Genomic DNA, 21142 nt, shown 5'->3' with positions numbered 1-21142 from the left:
TGAACAAGCGCCCCTGATACCAGAGGCCGCTTATTTCCCCAAACAAAATTGCGAGAAAATCTGATCGATCAACGCATCCGGTGCCGAATCCCCAATCACCTCGCCCAGGTGCTCCCATGCGTACCGCACGTCAATCTGCAAAATATCGATCGGAATGCCGCTATCCGCCGCTTCATAAGCATCTGCCAGCGACTGCTTGGCCTTCTTCAGCAAAGCGATATGCCGGACGTTGCTGACATACGTCAGGTCATTCGACTCCAGCTTCCCGCCAAAGAATAGATTGGCGATCGCCTCCTCCAGATGATCCAGCCCTTCCTCCGTTTTGACCGACAATTCGACGATCGCTTCCTCGGAAAAATAACGCCGGACCACCTCTCGATCCAACTGCTGCGGTAAATCAATCTTATTTAGCAGAACGATCGTGGACCGCCCTTTCAGTTGCTCCATCAACGCGATTTCGTCCTCATGCAGCGCCTTGGCGCTGTTGAGCACGAGCAGAATCAGGTCCGCTTCGCTCACCGCCGCTTTGGAGCGCTCCACGCCGATCTGCTCAACGACGTCCATCGTCTCGCGGATCCCTGCCGTGTCGAGCAGCTTCAGCGGAATGTTATTGATCGTCACATATTCCTCAATCACGTCCCGGGTGGTGCCCGGGATGTCGGTGACGATCGCTTTATTTTCGCGGGCCAGGGCGTTCATCAGCGAGGATTTGCCAACATTCGGGCGACCCACGATCGCCGTCGTAATCCCCTCGCGCAAAATCTTGCCCTGCTCCGCCGTCTTCAGCAGCACGTCGATGCCTTCCGACACCTCCGCACACTTCTCCTTGATAAACGTCATCGTCATCGATTCCACATCATGCTCCGGATAATCGATGTTCACCTCGATGTGCGCCAGCGTCTCGATCAGCGTATGACGCAGCTTGCCAATTTGGCGCGACAGCTGGCCTTCGACCTGCTTCAGCGCCACGGAGAACGCCCGATCCGACTTGGAGCGGATCAGGTCGATGACCGCCTCCGCCTGCGACAGGTCGATCCGCCCGTTTAGGAACGCGCGTTTCGTGAACTCGCCCGGCTCGGCGAGGCGAATGCCGCGCTGCTGGAGCAGCAGGTCCATCACGCGTTTGACGGAGATGATCCCGCCGTGCGTGCTAATCTCCACCACGTCTTCCGTGGTGAAGGAGCGCGGCGCGCGAAAGACGCTGACGAGCACCTCTTCGAGCTTGTCGCCCGTCGTCGGGTCCACGATAAAGCCATAGTGTACCGTATGGCTTTCCGCCTCCGGCAGCGCCGTCTTGGCGCGGAACAGCCGCCCCACTTCGGCGATAGCCTCCGGCCCGCTGACGCGGATCACGGCGATGCCGCTTTCACCCACCGCCGTCGATATTGCTGCAATTGTATCGCTAAGCATTTGCTTCACCTCGCATGTTTAATGTCAAAACCATTCGTGATTTTCATAGCTCCGCTGGTCGTATGATCCTACGATCGCTGTTGTTCGCGGATTTCTTGGATTAGACTAAATTCAAAAGTTGTAGAAATCCGCTCACAAAGGCGACCACTCCGTTTCTTCGGATTCATACGCCCCTCTCCGCCCCCAATTCACTTACCTTCACTCGCCATGCTCCACAGTAAGCGCATCTCCGCAGGAGACAGCGCCTCTTTGCACGTTGCCACTCCTCAACCGCACGCAGACTCTCCACGCGCCTACGAAGCATTCGCCCTCACGCCTTGGCTTTGCTCCACAGTAAGCGCATCTCCGCAGGAGACAGCGCCTCTTTGCACGTAGTCTCCCCCATGCGCCGCTGCCACTCCATGATCCCAGCTTCGAAGCATTCGCCCTCACAACCAGCAGGAGCTCTAACGTAGAGGCGGGCCCCGAAGGGGCGAAAAGCGACCTCCACCTCAACGTCCCTCGGGTGCGCCAACAGCAGAAGTCATGAGCAGCACGGTTTACCAGGTATCCCGGGTGCTCCCCAAGTAAGACGTACCCCGAAGGGGGGAAAAGCGCTCCACGCACCAACTATCCAGCGCATCCCCGAAGGGGACAGCGAGCAGGAGCGCCTCTCTCCCTCCCACGTTCCTCCTATTTGCGGGAGCCCAGAGGGCAGCAGGCCCTCGGACACCCTCCCTTACGGTAAGGGAGGGATGGGGAGGGTTGAGCCCATTAAAAAACGCAACAACGTCCCCCAGCTTACGCCGAGCAAACGTCATTGCGTCTCATTCATTTACTGTGCTTCAGAGTAATAACGACCCGCCGGTTGGGCTCTTCGCCTTTACTGTATGTTTTGACCTCCGGGTGATCCTGAAGTTTGGAATGAATCACTTTGCGCTCCTGCGGCGACATCGGCTCGAGCGTAACCTCTTTACGCGTTCGAACGACCCGTCCGGCCAATCTCATGGCAAGCTCCTCCAGCGTTTTCTTCCGGCGTTCCCGGAAATTTTCAGCATCCAGCACGATGCGGATGAAGCTGTCGGAATAACGGTTAGCGATAATATTCGCCAAATATTGCAATGCGTCGAGGGTTTGCCCTCTCCGCCCGATCATTAAGCCCAAATCATGTCCCGAAATGTTAAGTACGGTATGGTCTTTGCCATGGGCGATGTCGACTTTAACGTCCAAGCCCATGTTCTCGCCAACCTCCCGAATGAATGACGCCGCCTCTGCATAGGGATCCTTCTCGCCAGCCGCGGTCTTCTCTTCCATCGCGGAAGCAGAGGAAGAAGACGAACGAGGCGCCGAAGCAGTCCTATTCGGGGAAGGTACTGAAGCAGGGCCAGGAGGTTCAAGCAAAGTAAGTTCAACCTTCGCTTCCTTCACCCCAATCAGTCCCAGGAATCCTTTTGACGGCTGCTCTAACACATTCACGGCGACTTTATCCTCGGTGGTGCCGAGCTTGGCCAATCCTTGTCTAACAGCATCTTCAATGGTTTTTCCCGACGTCACAATTTTATTCATTTCGATTTTTTGGCCTCCTTGGCACCTTTACCGGGATGACCGGCTTTGAGATTGGAGCCGCCCCGCTTCTTCCCGGAACCGGAAGTAGAACCGTCGCCCCCAACTGCCGTAGCGGCAGCCGTAGCCAGAGCTGGATCTTTCTTGCGGTAGATAAAGAAGTTTTGCGCGATCGTGTACAGGTTACTGAAAATCCAGTACAACGGCAACGCAGCGGCAAAATTGTATGCCATGACAAAAATCAAAATCGGATAGACCCACATCATAAACGCCATTGGGCCTTGCATGCCTTGCGGATTCACGTTCGACATCATCTTCGTTTGGATAAACGTCGTCAACGCAGCGACCGCCGGCAGAATGAACAATTTATCAGGTTCCCCGAGCTGCAGCCACAAGAAGGAATGCTCCCGGATCGCCGAGTTGTAATAAATCGAGTTATACAACGCAATGAACACCGGCATCTGAATGATCAACGGGAAGCAACCCGCCATCGGATTGACCTTGTGTTCCTGGAATAGCTTCATCGTTTCCTGCTGTTGCTTCTCCGGATTATCCTTAAATTGTTCACGAATTTTCTGGAGTTGCGGCTGAATGGCCTGCATCGCCTTGGAGCTCTTCACCTGCTTCAGGGTTAATGGCAGGATCAACGTCCGCACGATCAGCACCATCATCAAAATCGCTACGCCATAAGCCCCGTTAAACCATTCTGCAAACGTATCCAGTACAAGCGAGAAATAGTAAACCACATTGGAGGTCCACCAAGATCCGTTTGTCTTCATATCTGCCGTCGTCGTTGCCTGATGTGCATTCGAAGGCGCACAGCCTGCGAGAACTGCAACCATCACGACCGCCAGAAGGAGAAGAAGCCATCTTCTTCGGTTAGTCATCAATCGCGACACTCTAAAACCCCTCTCTTAACCTATCCATTCAACGTAAATCATAACATATTTGAAGGGACAAAGAAACAAGCCTGCCTATCGCCCGGAAGGCCGCAGTAACTGGGCTTTCCGAAGCACGTGGAGCACGCTTTTTTCGAGGTCCTTATATTCCATTCCGACGGCCCCATTCCGCACGATTAAGATCAGGTCGACATGGTCGCGAATCTCCGCCTCATGCAGCCGGACAATCTCTTTTAACATCCGCCGCATCCGATTGCGAACGACGGCGTTTCCGATTTTTTTACTGGCCGAAACCCCCAGCCGAAAGCGTTCGATATCCGGTTTATTGGACCAGTACACCACCAGCTGGCGATTCGCAAAGGACTTGCCAAACCGGTAGATCCGATTGAAATCGGCGCGGTTTCTCAAACGAAGTTGTTTATGCACGAGCTATCTCCTTGATTCGTACTTCTAATTTAGTATAGACCAAACATCGCCGTTACTCTCGCGCAGGCAGGATCGAGTATAAAAAAAAGACCACCGCGGTGGTCTTTACGCACGCTTTACGCACTCAGTACTTTTCTGCCTTTGAGACGACGAGCAGCAAGAACCTTGCGGCCGTTTTTCGTGCTCATTCTTTTGCGGAAACCGTGAACCTTTTTACGTTTGCTCACATTCGGTTTGAAAGTTGGTTTCATCTATCGCACCCCCTTACAGGATTATCATTATCTGTATGTTTACCATTTTCATATCCACAGAAAATGCCTTTATACATTTAACCACACCGCCTAGGAAAAGTCAACCGAACTCCCTTCCCCTTCTTCGGTTCTCGCCGCCCCTTATACACAATCCACAGATTCCATTTTAATATAAATGGACGAACCGGTTTTCCACAGCCTCCCCGAGAAACTCTTCGCATAGAAGTTATGCACATGTGGAAAAGTATTTTTAACTGCTGAGACCGATTAAGAAGCGCTTTCACGAAAAAGGTTTACAGTTAATTGGAATCGGAGTATATTCAAATCATAAGTTGTATACAAGTATACAAAAGTGAAAAGAGGTGCTTCTTTCGATGAAATTGGGCATGGTTGGACTTGGGAAAATGGGTTTCCATCTCGTTCTGAATCTGCTGGAGCACGGACATGACGTGGTCGCTTACGACATGAATCCGCAGTCCGTGGCGGGCGCGGCCGAGAAAGGCGCGGTTCCCGCCGCCAATCTGGAGGAGCTTGTCACGTCTTTGGAAACACCAAGGCTGATTTGGGTCATGGTACCGGCCGGCGGCCCGCTGCGATCCGTAGTTGAGACGTTATCTCCTCTGCTGGCCCCAGGGGATATCGTCATTGACGGCGGAAATTCGCATTACAAGCATTCGCTGGAGTTGTCGGAGCAACTAGCAGCTCAGGGGATCCGCTTCCTCGATGTCGGCACCTCCGGTGGCGTAGAAGGCGCGGAACAAGGCGGCTGCTTTATGATCGGCGGCGAGGAAGAAGCTTTCCGGCTGATGGAGCCAATCTTCCGAGATATCGCGGTATCCGGCGGTTATCTGTATGCCGGTCCGTCCGGCAGCGGCCATTTTCTTAAAATGGTCCATAACGGGATCGAATACGGCATGATGCAAGCGATCGCCGAAGGGTTTGAACTGCTGGACAAAAGCCCGTACGACTACGATTTTGAGCAGGTTGCCCGGGTATGGTCAAACGGTTCGGTCATCCGCAGCTGGCTGATGGAGCTGACGCAAAACGCTTTTGCCAAGGATCCGAAGCTGGAAGGCATTCGCGGGGTCATGCACTCCTCCGGCGAGGGTAAATGGACAGTGGAAACCGCGCTGGATCTCCAAGCGAATGCGCCGGTGATCGCCATGTCGCTGTTCATGCGATACCGTTCACTCCAGGAGGACACGTTCCACGGCAAAGTGGTCGCAGCGCTGCGCAACGAATTTGGCGGACACGCGGTAGAAACGTCCAAATAATTTAGCAATAAAAGTCGACATACCTTCAGCGAGTTTCCCCATTCGGCGAAATTCATGCTATGATCGAAGTATTTAGGTTTCATCGATCATCAAGCGGGATGACATCCCTTGGAATAGGAGAACTATCGCATGCAATACCCTTCTTCCTGGTTAAAAGGTAGCTCGCTCGGCGAATCGATCGCCGCAGAGCTGCGGCTGCAAATTATCGCCGGCACCATTAAGCCCGGCGAAGTCCTGTCGGAGAACCGCATCGCCGCGGATTTCGGTACGAGCCGTTCCCCGGTTCGCGAAGCGCTGAAAACGCTGTCTGGCGAAGGCCTGATCAGCCTCCAGCGCATGGGCGCGGTCGTGAACGGCCTTAGCCTGCAGGACGTCGACGAATTGTACGATGTTCGTTATCTAATCGAAAGCTTTGCCTCACAGCGGGTCGCGGAAGATCCCGAAGCGTTGATCGCCCCGCTTGCGCAAATCATCGACAAAATGGAGCTGGCCGGCAAACACCGGGACATCGTGGAATTCGCTTATCAGGATCTCTGTTTTCACGAGACGATTATCGCCGGAGCCAAGCATACGCGCATCCTGCATCTATGGACCAGCATCCGTCAAATCGTGATGACGGTGATGCTGATTACGACGCGTGAGGTGTTGTCGCAGGACGAGGACAAGATCGATTATGTGATCGGTAAGCACCGCAAGCTGCTGCAGGGATTGAAATCGCGAGACGCTGGAGTTATCGGGCAAAACGTGGAGGAATACTTCGCGGATTCGCACCGCACCCTTCATACGAGTATCCCCCAATAATCAGATAAGGGACGGACGGGATTCCGGGCCCTTTTGGCCGATTTTGTTGTCGACAAGTATACAATAATCAAATTCTTAAGGGTTTGGATCATAATAACAAGGTCCATTCCCATCTCATTTGAAAATGAAAGCGCTGCACTCTCGCGCAATAGCATCCGGTTAAACGAACTATGAGAAGGAATCGCTTTGGATACTCTGTTTGGCATGAGTCATAACCCTACCCTGCTGTTCTGGACACTGCTCACCATCGTCTTCCTGGTCGTCCTGATTTCCAAATATAAATGGAATCCTTTTGTAACACTGCTCATTTCTGCGCTGCTGTTGGGTCTTCTGGCTGGCATGAAACCGCTGGACGTCGTCAGCTCCATCACCGGAGGTCTCGGGGGAACGCTGGGCACGATTGCGATCGTTATCGGTCTAGGCACCATGCTAGGCAAAATGATGGCCGAATCCGGCGGTGCAGAACGTATTGCAACTACACTGGTGGATCGGTTTGGCGAAAAAAGAGTCCACTGGGCCACGAGCCCCAAACCCTGAAGTCGTGGACCGTCATGGAGACGCTTCTGTCCGTCGTTGGACTGGTGCTGATCCTCGGGCTGAGCTTTATTTTCTAAGGTAAAACTCATTACAATGGAAATACGAAAATTGACATAGAGAGAAGGTATGATATGGGTACCGTAACGCATATGATCGGCCTGGATATCGGGACGACCAGCACGAAAGCCGTGTTGTACGAACGCAACGGCCAGGTGATCGCCACGGCTAATGAAGAGTATCCGCTGTATACTCCCTCCGCTTCCGTCGCGGAGCAGGATCCCGAGGAGATTTTTGCCGCGGTGATTGCGGTGGTGGGTCAAGTGATGAAAGCCAGCGGGATTGCTCCCGAGCAAATTGGCTTCGTCTCGTTCAGCTCGGCGATGCACAGCGTCATTCCGCTGGACGGCGAAGGCCAACCGCTAATGCGCTGTCTCACCTGGGCGGACAATCGCAGTGCGGATTGGTCGGAGAAGTTGAAGAACGAGTTGGGCGGCCATGAGATTTACCTGCGGACCGGCACGCCGATCCACCCCATGTCCCCGCTGACCAAGCTGCTGTGGCTGCGCCATGAGCGGCCGGAAACTTTCGCGCAAGCCCGCAAGTTTGTCTCGATTAAGGAATATATCTTCCTGAAACTGTTTGGCGAATACGTCGTGGACCATTCGATCGCGTCGGCCACCGGCCTCATGAATCTGGAGCGCCTCAATTGGGACGAAGAAGCGTTACAAGTGGCCGGTATCACGCCGGAGCAGTTGTCGAGGCTCGTGCCAACGACGCACGTGATGCAAGGGCTGGCGCCAAGTTACGCCAGCGCTATGGGACTTGCTCCCTCCACTCGCTTCGTCATCGGTGCCAGCGACGGCGTCCTGTCCAACCTCGGGGTCGATGCGATCGACCCCGGCGTCGTCGCCGTCACGATCGGCACCAGCGGTGCCATCCGCACCGTCGTCGACCGACCGAGAACCGATCCCAAGGGCCGCATCTTCTGCTACGCGCTGACGGATAAGCACTGGGTGATCGGGGGCCCGGTCAACAACGGCGGCGTGATCTTCCGCTGGGTGCGGGACGAATTCGCCGCTTCCGAGGTCGAGACGGCGAAACGACTGGGGATCAGCCCGTACGACGTGCTGACCAAGATCGGCGCGCGCGTCCGTCCCGGCGCGGACGGGCTGCTCTTCCACCCCTACTTGGCCGGCGAACGAGCGCCCCTGTGGAATCCCTATGCGCGCGGCTCCTTCTTTGGGCTCACGCTGCACCATCAGAAGGAGCATATGATCCGAGCTGTACTGGAGGGCGTAATCTACAACCTGTACACGGTGCTTCTGGCGATGGAGGAACAAATTGGCCGTCCGAAGAAAATTCAGGCAACCGGAGGCTTTGCCCGCTCTCCGCTATGGCGGCAAATGATGGCCGATATCTTCGACCAGCAGGTCGTGATTCCAGAGAGCTTTGAGAGCTCCTGCCTTGGCGCGGTAGTCCTTGGTTTATATGCTTTGGGCGAAATCGATTCCTTTGATATCGTAAAAGACATGGTCGGCGGTACCCATGAACATACGCCGATCCCGGAGCATGCGGCGATTTATAAGCAGCTGCTGCCCATTTACATCCGCATCTCACGCAAGCTGGAGGAAGATTACGAGGCGATTGCCAAGTTCCAGCAGCAACAGGCGGAGCAGTAAATACTCCTTCCTAATAAACGAAACCGACCGTCCATAAAGGACGGTCGGTTTTTATTTTGCTGTGAAGGAAACGAAACTAACTCTCTATTTCGGCGGGTTGAATTATGCACACCAAATTTCGAAGTTTAGGTTTTCTTGTAAGTAAGTTGTGAATAATTTTTTTGGGATTGTGGAGCTCCCTGTCGAATTTTAAACAAATTATAAACAATATGTAGTGGTGTGCATGATAATTATGCACAAGTTATTGAATTTGTGGATAAAAGCAGAGAGCTCATTGAAAAACAGGCCTTCTTTTGCTATGATTATATTGTTTTCGTTGTGAATATCTCTGTTTATCCGCTGATTTATTAACAGGCTGTGGATAACATTGTGAACAATTCGAAAATTTATCGGTTTAGAATTATTATACTTTACTTAACATTGGGGATAAAATTCCCCTTTATTTATGTTTTTTCGACTTCTTTCTGCATGGCTTAAGCCACAATTGGAAGATTTAAAAGGAGTGACAGTCTGTGGACAGCCATACTTCGGAAATATGGCAACATATCTTATCTATTATTAATACTAAACTGAGTAAGCCGAGCTTTGACACCTGGTTCAAAGCAACCAAGGTGGTTTCCTTGACCGATCAATCGATCGTGATCTCCGCTCCGACCACGTTCGCGGTGGAATGGCTGGAGAGCCGCTATACCAAACTGGTGGCCACAACGGTTCTTGAGGTGATCGGCAAGCAGGTCGACGTTTCTTTCGTGATCGAGGAATCGGCCCCGCCCGAGCAAGCTCAGGTTTATAAGGAACCTCCCGCTCCTGTCCCAAGCGAGGAAAGCGTTTCCCATATGCTTAATCCGAAGTATACGTTCGACACGTTCGTCATCGGCTCCGGCAACCGGTTTGCTCATGCCGCCTCCCTCGCGGTCGCCGAGGCGCCAGCGCGGGCGTACAATCCGCTGTTCCTCTATGGCGGTGTGGGACTTGGCAAGACGCATCTGATGCATGCGATCGGCCATTACATTTTGGAACACAGCCCCAGCAGTAAAGTCGTGTACATTTCCTCCGAGAAATTTACGAATGAATTCATCAACTCCATCCGGGACAACCGCGCGGAAAGCTTCCGCAACAAATACCGCAACATCGATATTTTGCTGATTGACGACATTCAGTTTCTCGCCGGCAAGGAATCGACCCAGGAGGAGTTCTTCCATACGTTTAACGCGCTGCATGAAGAGCGCAAGCAGATTATCATCTCCAGCGACCGACCGCCGAAGGAGATTCCGACGCTTGAGGAGAGGCTTCGCTCCCGGTTTGAATGGGGCTTAATCACCGATATTCAGCCGCCGGATTTGGAGACGCGGATCGCGATTTTACGTAAGAAAGCCAAGGCGGAGAACCTCGATATCCCTAACGAAGCGATGATGTACATCGCCAATCAGATCGATACGAACATCCGCGAGCTGGAGGGTGCATTAATCCGCGTCGTTGCTTACTCTTCCTTGATCAACCAGGATATTACGACCCATCTGGCCGCCGAAGCGCTAAAGGATATCATTCCTTCCAGCCGTCCGAAGATGATCACGATTCAGGACATTCAGCAAAAGGTCGGCGATTACTACAATTTGAAGCTGGACGACTTCAAAGCGCGTAAACGAACCAAAGCAATCGCGTTTCCGCGGCAAATTGCCATGTATCTCGCCCGAGAGCTAACCGATTTCTCGCTGCCGAAGATCGGTGACGCGTTTGGCGGTCGAGACCATACAACGGTCATCCATGCGCATGAGAAAATCACCCAACAGTTGAAGGCGGACCAGGAGCTATTCAAAATCGTCAACAACATTACCGAAAAAATAAAAAGTGCTACCTGAATAAGGGATAAGCCTATGCACATGATATTCACATGTGGATAGGCTTCATTTCATATTTTTTTGGTTGTTATCCACATATTCAGTGCCCCTACTACTTCTTCTAATCTATTAAAGATATATACATCTTCATAAGTCGCGGACAAGCCACCGGTTCGAGTAGGCACTGCAAAGCCGCTCTTGTCCAACTGAAGAGGAAGTAAGCTTGAAGCGCCTCAAAACCGTACATACCCTAAGGTTATGCTTCGGAGGTGGAGATTATGACGAGCTGATCTGCTTCCGGGGGAATGAAGTAAGTTAGATTGCCATGCTAATCATAGAAGCCTAGGCTTCATAAAACGTTTAGGAGTTGAATTTATGAAAATCCGTATTTTAAAACATGATCTCAACGAATCGATCCAACACGTATCCAAGGCGATTTCAAGCCGGACGACGATTCCGATTTTGACCGGGATCAAGCTGGACGTGAACTTCCAAGGGATGACCCTGACCGCCAGCGATACGGACATCTCCATTCAAGCCTTTATTCCGGCTGAGGATCAGGAGAAGCAAATCGTACAGGTCGAGCGTCCAGGCAGCGTTGTTCTACCGGCGAAGTTCTTCGTAGAGATCATCAAGAAGCTGCCTTCCTCCGAAATCGAAATGGAAGTGCAGGACGGGTTCCAAACCTTTATCCGTTCCGGTTCCACCGATATCCAAATGGTGGGTCTGGATCCGGAGGAATTCCCGGTGCTGCCTAGCATTGAGGAGAACCAGGTAATTTCAATTCCCGGCGATTTATTGAAGAACATGATTCGGCAGACGGTATTCTCCATCTCCACGAACGAAACCTCACCTATTCTGACAGGTGTCTTGTGGAACTTGGCGGATAACCAATTCAAATTCGTCGCAACGGACCGCCACCGTTTGGCCAGCCGCATTGCGGGTCTGGACGACGCTGATGGCGTAAGATTCAGCAATATCGTGATAGCCGGCAAAACGCTGAACGAGCTCAGCAAAATCATTCCTGATCAAAATACGCGCGTCGAAATCGTCGTTGCCGATAATCAAGTGTTGTTCAAAATTGATCGCGTGTTGTTCTATACCCGAATTCTCGACGGGACTTATCCGGATACTTCCAAGATTATTCCGACCACTTATAAAACAGAACTCGTCCTGGACACCAAGAAGTTAAGCGATTCGATCGACCGCGCTTATTTGCTGTCCCGCGAGGAGAAGACAAACATCGTCCGCCTGCAAACTATGGAAGACGGCACGATCGAGATTTCCTCCAGCTCCTCCGAGCTGGGGAAAGTAACGGAACAGCTGGATGTCGCCCAATTTACGGGGGATCCGCTGCGCATTTCCTTTAACTCGAAATACATGTTGGACGTGCTGAAGGTCGTAGAAAGCGAGCAGTTGCACATCGGATTTACGGGCGCGATGAGCCCGATCATTATCAAGCCGGTGGATGACAGCCAAAGCCTCTATCTGATCCTGCCATACCGCACGACGAACTAGTCAGCTTTTGAAGATAATAAAGGAGCCAACGCCAATGAAAATAATTTCCATCTCAAGCGAATATATTAAACTAGATTCTTTCCTGAAGCTGGCGGATTGCGTGTCCACCGGAGGCATGGCAAAAGCGATCTTGCAGGAAGGCGCCGTGAAGGTCAATCGCGAGCCGGAGGAGCGTCGGGGCCGGAAGCTGTATCCGGGCGATATCGTAGAGGTGGAAGGCTGCGGCTCTTTTCAGGTGGCGGGAGAAGAAGCTCCCTGAAGGGCCCTGCCCGGGCCGAACCGCCGGGAATCGGCGGAAGATGAGGGGGCTTAGAACGTGTTTGTAAATCGTTTATCGCTGCAAAACTACCGGAATTACGGCACCCTTGCGTTGGAATCCTTCGGTGCAGTGAATTTGATCATCGGGCGCAACGCCCAAGGGAAGACGAACCTGCTCGAGGCCCTGTTCGTGCTTGCGCTGACGAAGTCGCACCGGACCGGCAAAGACAAGGAGCTGATTTCGTTCGGCAGCGACCATGCGGTGGTGTCGGCGGAGGTAGAGAAGAAGTACGGCGCGGTCCAACTGGAGCTTCGACTTACGTCGCAAGGCAAGAAAGCGAAGCTGAACGGATTGGAACAGCGGAAGCTGAGCGATTTTATCGGCGCGATAAACGTCGTGATGTTTGCTCCCGAGGATTTGGAGATCGTTAAAGGAACCCCCGGGGTACGGCGCCGGTTCCTTGACATGGAGATCGGACAGGTTCAGCCCAGCTATCTTTATCATTTGCAACAGTACCAGAAGGTGCTGGTCCAACGTAATAATTTGCTCAAGCAGGCTTGGGGCGCCGGCCCTGAACTGACGACGATGCTGGACATATGGAACGAACAGCTAGTCGAACATGGTGTTAAAATTATCAAAAAACGGAAACAATTTATAAGTAAACTGCAAAAGTGGGCGGAGCACATTCACGAGGGGATCACCGGAGGTGGCGAAACCTTGAAATTGGCTTATCTTCCATCGTTCGGCGATGCCGAGGAAGAAGATGAAGCTGTCCTATTGCGGCAATTTATGATAAAGTTATCACAAATGAAAGATCAGGAAATTCGCCGCGGCATGACGCTTTGCGGACCGCACCGCGATGATCTGTCGTTTATTATCAACGGCAACGAAGCGCAGGTCTACGGCTCCCAAGGCCAGCAGCGGACGACGGCATTATCGTTGAAACTGGCGGAGATTGAACTGATTCATGAGGAAATCGGCGAATACCCCATCCTCCTTTTGGATGATGTATTGTCCGAATTAGACCCGTACCGCCAAACCCAATTGATCGAAACGTTTCAGAGCAAAGTGCAGACGTTCATCACGGCTACAGGGATCGAAAGCATCAATGCGAGCCGGCTACAGGACGCCAGCATTTTTCATGTTCAGGAAGGACAAGTCCAAGGTTAAGGACGGAGGGAAACCGATGTATATCCATTTGGGAGGAGAAAAGGTGATTCTTTCTTCGGAGTTAATTGCCATTTTCGATATCACGATCGAGAAATCTTCAAAAATATCCAAGCAGTTCCTCAGCCATGCGCTTGAGGCAAAGAACGTGGTGCGCATCGGCGAAGAGGAACCGAAGTCGATCGTCGTGACCCAAAACGAGATCTATTACTCGCCGATCTCCTCCGCTACGCTGAAGAAGAAAGCGAACGTGATTTTGGCGGTTTAGCCTTGAGTTTGATTCTAGAGAAGTAGGTGAAGGCATTGTCAATGAACGAACAAACATATGACGAGAGTAATATTCAGGTGCTTGAAGGCTTGGAAGCGGTACGCAAACGGCCGGGGATGTACATCGGCTCGACCAGCGTCCGGGGTCTTCATCACCTGGTATGGGAAGTCGTAGACAATAGTATCGACGAAGCGCTGGCCGGCTATGCGAACAAAATCGACGTCATCGTTCATCCTGATAACAGCGTAACGGTAGTGGATAACGGCCGGGGGATTCCGGTCGGCATGAACGAAAAGCTGCAGAAGTCGACGCTGGAAGTCGTCATGACCGTGCTCCATGCCGGGGGGAAATTCGGCGGCGGCGGATACAAGGTATCCGGGGGCTTGCACGGTGTGGGTGTGTCCGTTGTTAACGCGTTGTCGACGAAGGTCATTGTGGAAGTTAAACGGGACGGACATATCTATCAGCAGGAATACCATCGCGGCGTCCCTCAATACGATGTTCGAGTCATTGGGGATACGACGGAAACAGGAACAACGACGAGATTTTATCCGGATCCGGAAATTTTCACGGAAACGACCGTTTTTGATTACAATACGCTGTTGACGCGGGTTCGGGAATTGGCCTTCTTGAACAAAGGCATTAACATCACCATTACCGATGAACGTACCAATCATAATGATTCGTTCCATTACGAGGGCGGCATTATGGAGTATGTCCGGTTTTTGAATAATAACCGTGAAGTGCTTCATGAGGATCCGATCTATGTCGAAGGACAACGGGACATGATCCAGGTTGAAGTCTCGCTGCAGTATAACGACAGTTACACGGAAAATATTTATTCGTTCGCGAACAATATTCATACGCATGAGGGCGGGACGCATGAGTCCGGCTTCAAGAGCGCTTTGACCCGGATCATCAACGATTATGCCCGCAAGTCCGGCATGATCAAGGAGAATGATTCGAACCTGACCGGGGATGACGTTCGCGAGGGCTTGACGGCGATCATTTCCGTTAAAATTCCGGAACCTCAGTTCGAAGGACAAACGAAAACTAAGCTGGGCAACAGCGAAGTGCGCGGCATCGTGGAATCGCTGTTTGCTGAGAAACTGCAGGAGTTCATGGAGGAGAATCCTTCCGTATCCCGGCGGATCCTGGAGAAATCGCTCCAAGCTTCGCGGGCACGGGAAGCCGCTCGTAAAGCGCGCGAGCTGACGCGCCGGAAGAGTGCGCTGGAAGTCAGCGCCTTGCCAGGCAAGCTGGCGGACTGTTCCTCCAAGGACGCTTCGATCAGCGAACTGTATATCGTCGAAGGGGACTCGGCGGGCGGATCGGCGAAGCAAGGGCGGGATCGTCACTTCCAGGCGATTTTGCCGCTGCGCGGGAAGATTCTGAACGTCGAGAAAGCACGTCTGGACCGGATCCTCGGCAATGCGGAGATTCGGGCGATCATCACGGCGCTGGGCACCGGGATCGGCGAAGAGTTCGACATCGCGAAGGCACGGTACCACAAAATCATCATCATGACCGATGCCGACGTCGACGGCGCGCATATTCGCACGCTGCTGTTGACCTTCTTCTTCCGTTACATGCGCAAGATCATCGAGGCGGGCTACGTTTATATCGCGCAGCCGCCATTGTTCAAAATCGAACGCAACAAAGTGGTTCGTTATGCCGGCTCCGAGAAGGAACGCGATGAAATCATCGCTGAATTTGGCGAAGGCGTGAAAGTAAACGTACAGCGGTACAAAGGTCTCGGCGAGATGAACGCGGAACAGCTCTGGGAGACCACGATGGATCCAGAGAGCCGTACGATGCAGCAGGTCTCGATTTCCGACGCCATTCAGGCGGACGCGATTTTTGATACGCTGATGGGCGATAACGTTGAACCGCGGCGCGATTTCATTCACGAGCATGCGAAATATGTTAAGAATCTCGATATCTAAGCAAGTCCAAGATACGATATAAGAAAAGGCTGTTCTAAACTAGCCGGGGTTTCCCTCGGCAGCATGGGAACAGCCTTTTTCCTATTTCGCTTTAGCGTTTTTGTCTTTTAACCGGCCGTAAGCGACGGCGTAACGTCGAATTTTTTGGTAGACCTCCTTCGGGTGCAGCAATTTGAAGGGGAAGAGCGCCGGCTTCGTATTTACTTCCAGAATCCAGATTTGATGCTGCTCGTCAATGGCGATGTCCAGGCCGATTTCCTTGATTTTTGGAAACCTGCGGGCCAATTGATGCGCCGCCTGTACGCCTACCGATTTCATTTCCTTGTATTTCTCGGCAAATTCCTTGGGCGTCAAATAAGAGCTGAGCAAATCCTCGATCAGCATCACGCTGCCGCCTCCATGATAGTTGGTGATGACCTTCTGCTGGGCGGCGATTCGTCCGATAAAGCCGGTAGTTTCCCACGTCTTGCGTGGCGTCAGCTGTACGAGGGCACGAATATCAAACCTGCGGCGGCGGTACGTGAGCAAACGGATCCCCTTTTGGATCAGGTAAGGCTTTTGTCCGATTTTGCCGGTCAGCGCGGTGTGAAGCTCCTCTACCGTCGGGTACAGCTCGGATTCGATTCCGTGCCTGAGCTTATACTGGAGCGGGCTTCCCGGGTTCAGATCATCCGTCCAATGTTCAATGCTCATGACGCCGATGCCATAGGTGCCGTGATCCGGTTTGACGAAGACATAGCCGTATGCCTCCAGCATATCCCGGAGATGCTCGAAGGAGTATTTTCGCGTATCCGGAATGTATGGACGAAGGGATTCCTTCTGGCGGATCACTTTCGTTTTCTCCCACTTGCTTGCGATACGTTGGATCGTCAAATCGTTTATCCTTCCTTTCTTTCGGACCGGGGCCGGTCCGTTCTCATCCGTGGCGAAAAACATAGGACAGAAGAGAAAATCAATGGTATAATTATAAGATATGGGGATTTTATAAGCTTTTTCAGCGATTCAAAGAAAATGCCTATATCCGTAGTGTATGAACGTAGGATTCGATGGGAGTGGACACATCCCTATTTTTTTGCTGTCTATATGGATCGTGTAGAAAGCCGGTCACGTTTAATTGAGCTTGATTTGTGAAAGTAATATAATGAAAGTGGCGGTTTTTCGGGCTTTTTCCCATACGAAGGCACGTGGATAGATTATGAAGGAGGTCCAGCATGGCGGAAGAAAAATTCTCTCAAATCATAGATCGGGACATCAATGTGGAAATGCGCGAGTCCTTTATGGATTATGCCATGAGCATTATTGTCAGCCGTGCGTTGCCGGATGTGCGGGATGGTCTGAAGCCGGTGCATCGCCGCATTCTCTATGCGATGTCGGATTTGGGGATGCATCCGGACAAACCGTTTAAGAAATCGGCGAGAATCGTCGGTGAAGTTATCGGTAAATATCATCCCCACGGGGATTCTGCTGTTTACGAGACGATGGTGCGGATGGCGCAGGATTTCTCGATGAGATATATGCTCGTCGAAGGCCATGGCAACTTCGGTTCGGTGGACGGCGATATGGCTGCTGCGATGCGGTATACCGAAGCACGGTTATCCAAAATCGCAATGGAAATGCTGCGTGACATCAACAAAGAAACGATCGATTTCATGCCGAATTACGATGGGGAAGAGCATGAACCGGTTGTGCTTCCTTCCCGTTTTCCGAACCTGCTGGTGAATGGGGTATCGGGGATCGCGGTCGGGATGGCGACGAATATTCCTCCGCATAACCTAGGGGAAGTCATCGACGGGGTCCATGCTCTGATTGAGAACCCGGACATTAGTTCGCTGGAATTGATGGATTATATTAAAGGCCCGGATTTTCCAACGGCCGGTTATATTTTGGGGCGCTCGGGAATCCGTCAGGCATATACGACGGGACGCGGCTCGATTACGATGCGGGCCAAGACCACGATTGAGGAGCACAACAACAAAGCGCGGATCGTCGTGGAGGAGCTTCCTTATCAGGTTAATAAGGCACGTTTGGTTGAGAAAATCGCCGAGCTCGTTCGCGAGAAGAAAATCGACGGTATTACCGATTTGCGTGATGAATCGGACCGCACGGGGATGCGCGTCGTCATCGAGCTTCGCCGGGACGTCAATCCGAACGTCGTACTGAACAACTTGTTTAAGCATACGGCGCTGCAAAGCTCGTTTGGCATTAATATGCTGGCGATCGTCAACAATGAACCGAAAATTTTGACGTTGAAGGACGTTCTGAGTCATTATCTCAAGCACCAGGTAGAAGTGGTTCGCCGGCGTACGGAATTCGATTTGAAGAAAGCCGAAGCCCGGGCGCATATCCTGGAAGGCTTGCGGATTGCCTTGGATCACATCGATGAGGTCATCGCCTTGATCCGGGGATCCAAATCGGACGAAGAAGCCCGTGAAGGCTTGATGACTCGTTTTGGACTCAGCTTCGAGCAAGCGCAAGCGATTCTCGATATGAGACTCCGCCGGTTGACCGGTTTGGAGCGCGAGAAGATCGAAGACGAATATAACGAATTGCTGCAGAAGATCGCCGAATATCGCGAGATCCTGGCCAATGAACATCTCGTGCTGAAAATCATCGGCGAAGAGCTGCAGGAAATTCGCGAGAGATTCGCGGATGAACGCCGTACGGAAATTACAATCGGCGAAGAGAGCATCCTGGATGAGGATTTGATTCCTCAAGAAGAAGTGGTCATCACGATTACACATACGGGCTATATCAAACGATTGCCTGTCACAACGTACCGCAGCCAGAAGCGCGGCGGACGTGGCGTAGTTGGGATGGACACCAAAGATAATGATTTCGTGGAGCATCTGTTCGTTACGAACTCCCACCATTATCTGATGTTCTTTACCGACCGCGGTAAGGCTTACCGGTTGAAGGCTTATGAAATTCCGGAGCTGGGCCGTACCGCAAGGGGGACGCCGATCATCAACCTGATCCAGATCGAGCAAGGCGAGACGGTCAACGCGGTGATTGAGGTCGAGCGGTTTGATGATGACAAGTATTTGTTCTTTGCCACGAAGCAAGGCATCGTGAAGAAGACGCCGATCGAAGACTATATCAATATCCGCAGAGGTGGCTTGATCGCCGTGAACCTGCGCGAGGACGATACGTTAATCGACGTGAAGCTGACCGACGGCAACGAGGAAGTCATCATGGGGACGGCGCAAGGCATGTCCATCCGCTTCCCGGAAAGCGACGTGCGCTCCATGGGCCGGGCGGCAACCGGGGTCAAAGGCATCACGTTGGATAATGACGATGAGGTCATCGGCATGGACGTAGTTGTTCCTGGCCAAGACGTGTTGATCGTCACCGCCAAAGGTTACGGCAAGCGGACGCCGGTTTCGGAATACCGTATCCAAAGCCGCGGCGGGAAAGGAATCAAGACGATTAACGTGACGGATAAGAACGGCACAGTTGTCGGGCTGAAGGTCGTGAAGGATGAAGAGGACCTGATGATCATTACCGCAAGCGGTACGTTGATCCGGACGAGCATGGAGGGGATTTCCACCATGGGCCGGAATACGCAAGGCGTGAAGCTGATTAACATTCGCGAAGACGATTCTGTGGCGACGGTTTGCCGTTCGGATAAGAGCGAGGAAGAGGACCAAGAGGGAGACAACGAGCTCTCGCAGGACCAAGACCAAGCTGTTGACGGCAATGACGCGGTAAACGAACAGGATGGCGCTGAAGAATAATCCTACAGCATTAAACAGGACTCCCGGACTCTCGGTTCGGGGGTCTTTTTTTGCCTTCTTTTTGCCTTCTTTTTTCCTTCTAAAAAGAAAGATTGCTTGCCATTTTGCCTGCGTACTATAATAAGAATAGCGGTCTCTAGTTCTTTGTTCCTAGAATATGTAAAATTAAAGAGACTCGGAAACTTAGTCTTACCCTAAGGAGAGAATAAAGGATGGTTAGTATCTCAATCGCGGATGTCAAACCGGGAGTTAAGTTAGTGAGTCACGTTTATAGTCCATTGGGCGGTCTTTTGCTGCAAAAGGGCAAGGTTTTGCTTCCGAGAGATTTGGATATCCTACGCGCCTTTATGATCCGGCAGGTGGACGTTGAGGATTTTGCGGTTCCCGGGCGGAAGGGAGCAATCGAGGCCTCGGAATTGGCGAAGCCAGCATCGAGCGCAGCAGTGCCAACAGTGGCAGTGACGGCGGCGGGAACGGCCAAACAGGAAGGGATCAGCCCTCTGACTTCGTTACATCGCGAGTATGATCGGATGTTGCATTTGACGAAAAGCGCGTTTCAATCCGTGTTGGCTGCGGAATTGCCGATTTATGAGCTTCGTCATCAATTGGAGGAGCTCGTGCGCCAGTTGAAGCATTATCATGTACTGACGTTTATGCCGCGCAATATAAACGAATACGATTATATGTATCATAATGCCATCCTCACCTCGCTGACCTCCTATCAGTTGGCCCAGTGGCATGGGTTGCCCCAGAAGGATTGGATGCAGGTGGCTTTTGCCGGGTTATTGCATGATATCGGGAATACGAAAATCGATCCGGCGATTTTATATAAGCCTACCCAGCTGTCGGCGGACGAAGCCGAGGAGATGCGGATGCACACGACTTACGGCTATCAGCAGCTGCGCAAAACAGCCGCGATTAACGAGGGCGTTCGGCTGACTGCGTTGCAGCACCATGAGAAGATGGATGGCACCGGCTATCCGTTCCGGTTGACCGGCGATAAAATTCACATCTACGCGAAAATCGTAAGCGTTGCGGATATTTTCCATGCCATGACTTTGAATCGACGTTATCGTAAAGCGAAATCGCCTTATTTAGTTCTGGAGGAGATTCGGTCTGAGGCGTTTGGTAAACTGGATCCCGGCGTTGTCCAAACCTTCGTTGATAAGGTTACCCAGTTCCATCAAGGGACGCGGGTGCGCTTAAGTAATGGGAGCGAAGGGGAGATTGTATTCTCTGATCGCAACCATCCTACGCGGCCCATGGTATCGGTCCAAGGGCAAATCGTTAACTTGGTCGTGGAGCGACAGCTTCATATTGTGGAAGTTGTTTCCTAGGGTTGATTTTTGAGATCGATTTGGGGTATATTATTATTTACCCGCTGAGGTGTGCAAGATGATGAATTCGATACTGGAATTCATTGCTTAAATAAAAAGTCTTGCAAGATACGCCCAGAGGTGATATACTATAAAAGTTGTCGCCGATAAGACGATAACGAAGTTGATCTTTGAAAACTGAACAACGAGTGAGTAATAAATGAGATTTTAAATCTCGTCAGTTTTGAAATGAGCAAGTCAAACACTTTATTGGAGA

17 protein-coding genes and 1 pseudogene are annotated in these 21142 nt (G+C 51.9%); 12 read left to right on the top strand and 6 right to left on the bottom strand.

Annotation, left to right across the window (positions count from 1 at the left end; genetic code table 11):
* Positions 1 to 30: 30 nt before the first annotated feature.
* The 5 genes from mnmE to rpmH all read right to left on the bottom strand — a co-directional run bounded on the left by mnmE (position 31) and on the right by rpmH (position 4528).
* Complete coding sequence (mnmE, locus tag BN3277_RS05120; RefSeq protein WP_059041224.1) at positions 31 to 1410, bottom strand: tRNA uridine-5-carboxymethylaminomethyl(34) synthesis GTPase MnmE; 1380 nt, start codon at positions 1408 to 1410, stop codon at positions 31 to 33.
* 810 nt (positions 1411 to 2220) lie between these two features.
* Positions 2221 to 2955 (bottom strand): RNA-binding cell elongation regulator Jag/EloR, encoded by a 735-nt coding sequence (jag, locus tag BN3277_RS05110; protein ID WP_059041222.1) that lies wholly within the window; start codon positions 2953 to 2955, stop codon positions 2221 to 2223.
* On the bottom strand, positions 2952 to 3851 hold the full coding sequence (locus BN3277_RS05105) for a YidC/Oxa1 family membrane protein insertase (protein ID WP_059041221.1): 900 nt from the start codon (positions 3849 to 3851) through the stop codon (positions 2952 to 2954). Before BN3277_RS05105 ends, jag begins: the two co-directional genes overlap by 4 nt.
* 75 nt (positions 3852 to 3926) lie before the next feature.
* Positions 3927 to 4277, bottom strand: coding sequence for a ribonuclease P protein component (gene rnpA / locus BN3277_RS05100; RefSeq protein WP_059041220.1), 351 nt, complete (start codon positions 4275 to 4277; stop codon positions 3927 to 3929).
* A gap of 116 nt (positions 4278 to 4393) precedes the next feature.
* Entirely contained in the window at positions 4394 to 4528 is a 135-nt protein-coding gene (gene rpmH, locus BN3277_RS05095) for a 50S ribosomal protein L34 (protein WP_009223341.1), read from the bottom strand.
* Between the two features lie 374 nt (positions 4529 to 4902).
* On the opposite strand from rpmH, the gene gnd reads away from it, so the two are divergent.
* From gnd to gyrB, 10 genes and pseudogenes are all read left to right on the top strand, one after another.
* Positions 4903 to 5802: a phosphogluconate dehydrogenase (NAD(+)-dependent, decarboxylating) gene (gene gnd, locus BN3277_RS05090; protein ID WP_059041219.1), complete on the top strand. Its 900-nt coding sequence runs from the start codon at positions 4903 to 4905 to the stop codon at positions 5800 to 5802.
* Between the two features lie 129 nt (positions 5803 to 5931).
* Complete coding sequence (locus BN3277_RS05085; RefSeq protein ID WP_059041218.1) at positions 5932 to 6603, top strand: GntR family transcriptional regulator; 672 nt, start codon at positions 5932 to 5934, stop codon at positions 6601 to 6603.
* Between the two features lie 186 nt (positions 6604 to 6789).
* Positions 6790 to 7122: pseudogene (locus BN3277_RS05080) on the top strand (GntT/GntP/DsdX family permease); the annotation flags it as partial.
* Between the two features lie 149 nt (positions 7123 to 7271).
* Positions 7272 to 8819, top strand: coding sequence for a gluconokinase (gene gntK, locus BN3277_RS05075; RefSeq protein ID WP_059041216.1), 1548 nt, complete (start codon positions 7272 to 7274; stop codon positions 8817 to 8819).
* 512 nt (positions 8820 to 9331) lie between these two features.
* Positions 9332 to 10678, top strand: a complete 1347-nt coding sequence (dnaA, locus tag BN3277_RS05070; RefSeq protein WP_059041215.1) for a chromosomal replication initiator protein DnaA — start codon at positions 9332 to 9334, stop codon at positions 10676 to 10678.
* A 354-nt stretch (positions 10679 to 11032) separates the two neighbouring features.
* A complete protein-coding gene (dnaN, locus tag BN3277_RS05065; protein WP_059041214.1) occupies positions 11033 to 12175 on the top strand; it encodes a DNA polymerase III subunit beta in 1143 nt (380 codons plus the stop codon).
* A 34-nt stretch (positions 12176 to 12209) separates the two neighbouring features.
* Positions 12210 to 12434, top strand: a complete 225-nt coding sequence (gene yaaA / locus BN3277_RS05060) for a S4 domain-containing protein YaaA (protein WP_059041213.1) — start codon at positions 12210 to 12212, stop codon at positions 12432 to 12434.
* Between the two features lie 57 nt (positions 12435 to 12491).
* Positions 12492 to 13604 (top strand): DNA replication/repair protein RecF, encoded by a 1113-nt coding sequence (gene recF / locus BN3277_RS05055; protein WP_059041212.1) that lies wholly within the window; start codon positions 12492 to 12494, stop codon positions 13602 to 13604.
* Positions 13605 to 13620: 16 nt separating this feature from the next.
* Complete coding sequence (remB, locus tag BN3277_RS05050; RefSeq protein ID WP_059041211.1) at positions 13621 to 13869, top strand: extracellular matrix regulator RemB; 249 nt, start codon at positions 13621 to 13623, stop codon at positions 13867 to 13869.
* A 41-nt stretch (positions 13870 to 13910) separates the two neighbouring features.
* Positions 13911 to 15815 (top strand): DNA topoisomerase (ATP-hydrolyzing) subunit B, encoded by a 1905-nt coding sequence (gyrB, locus tag BN3277_RS05045; protein ID WP_059041210.1) that lies wholly within the window; start codon positions 13911 to 13913, stop codon positions 15813 to 15815.
* 81 nt (positions 15816 to 15896) lie between these two features.
* On the opposite strand, the gene BN3277_RS05040 is transcribed toward gyrB, so the two are convergent.
* Entirely contained in the window at positions 15897 to 16688 is a 792-nt protein-coding gene (locus BN3277_RS05040; RefSeq protein WP_059041209.1) for a YheC/YheD family protein, read from the bottom strand.
* A gap of 338 nt (positions 16689 to 17026) precedes the next feature.
* Here BN3277_RS05040 and gyrA point away from each other — a divergent pair, with 338 nt between their 5' ends.
* Together gyrA and BN3277_RS05030 are read left to right on the top strand one after the other, a co-directional pair.
* Positions 17027 to 19549 (top strand): DNA gyrase subunit A, encoded by a 2523-nt coding sequence (gyrA, locus tag BN3277_RS05035; RefSeq protein ID WP_059041208.1) that lies wholly within the window; start codon positions 17027 to 17029, stop codon positions 19547 to 19549.
* A 212-nt stretch (positions 19550 to 19761) separates the two neighbouring features.
* Entirely contained in the window at positions 19762 to 20886 is a 1125-nt protein-coding gene (locus BN3277_RS05030) for an HD-GYP domain-containing protein (RefSeq protein ID WP_059041207.1), read from the top strand.
* The last annotated feature ends 256 nt before the right edge of the window (positions 20887 to 21142 follow it).

Origin of the sequence: Paenibacillus rubinfantis (genome assembly GCF_001486505.1) — a bacterium.
In the GTDB taxonomy this organism is placed as follows: Bacteria; Bacillota; Bacilli; order Paenibacillales; family Paenibacillaceae; genus Fontibacillus; species Fontibacillus rubinfantis.
Note: the sequence above shows the minus strand (reverse complement) of the source record. Positions and strands in the feature narration are given on the sequence as shown.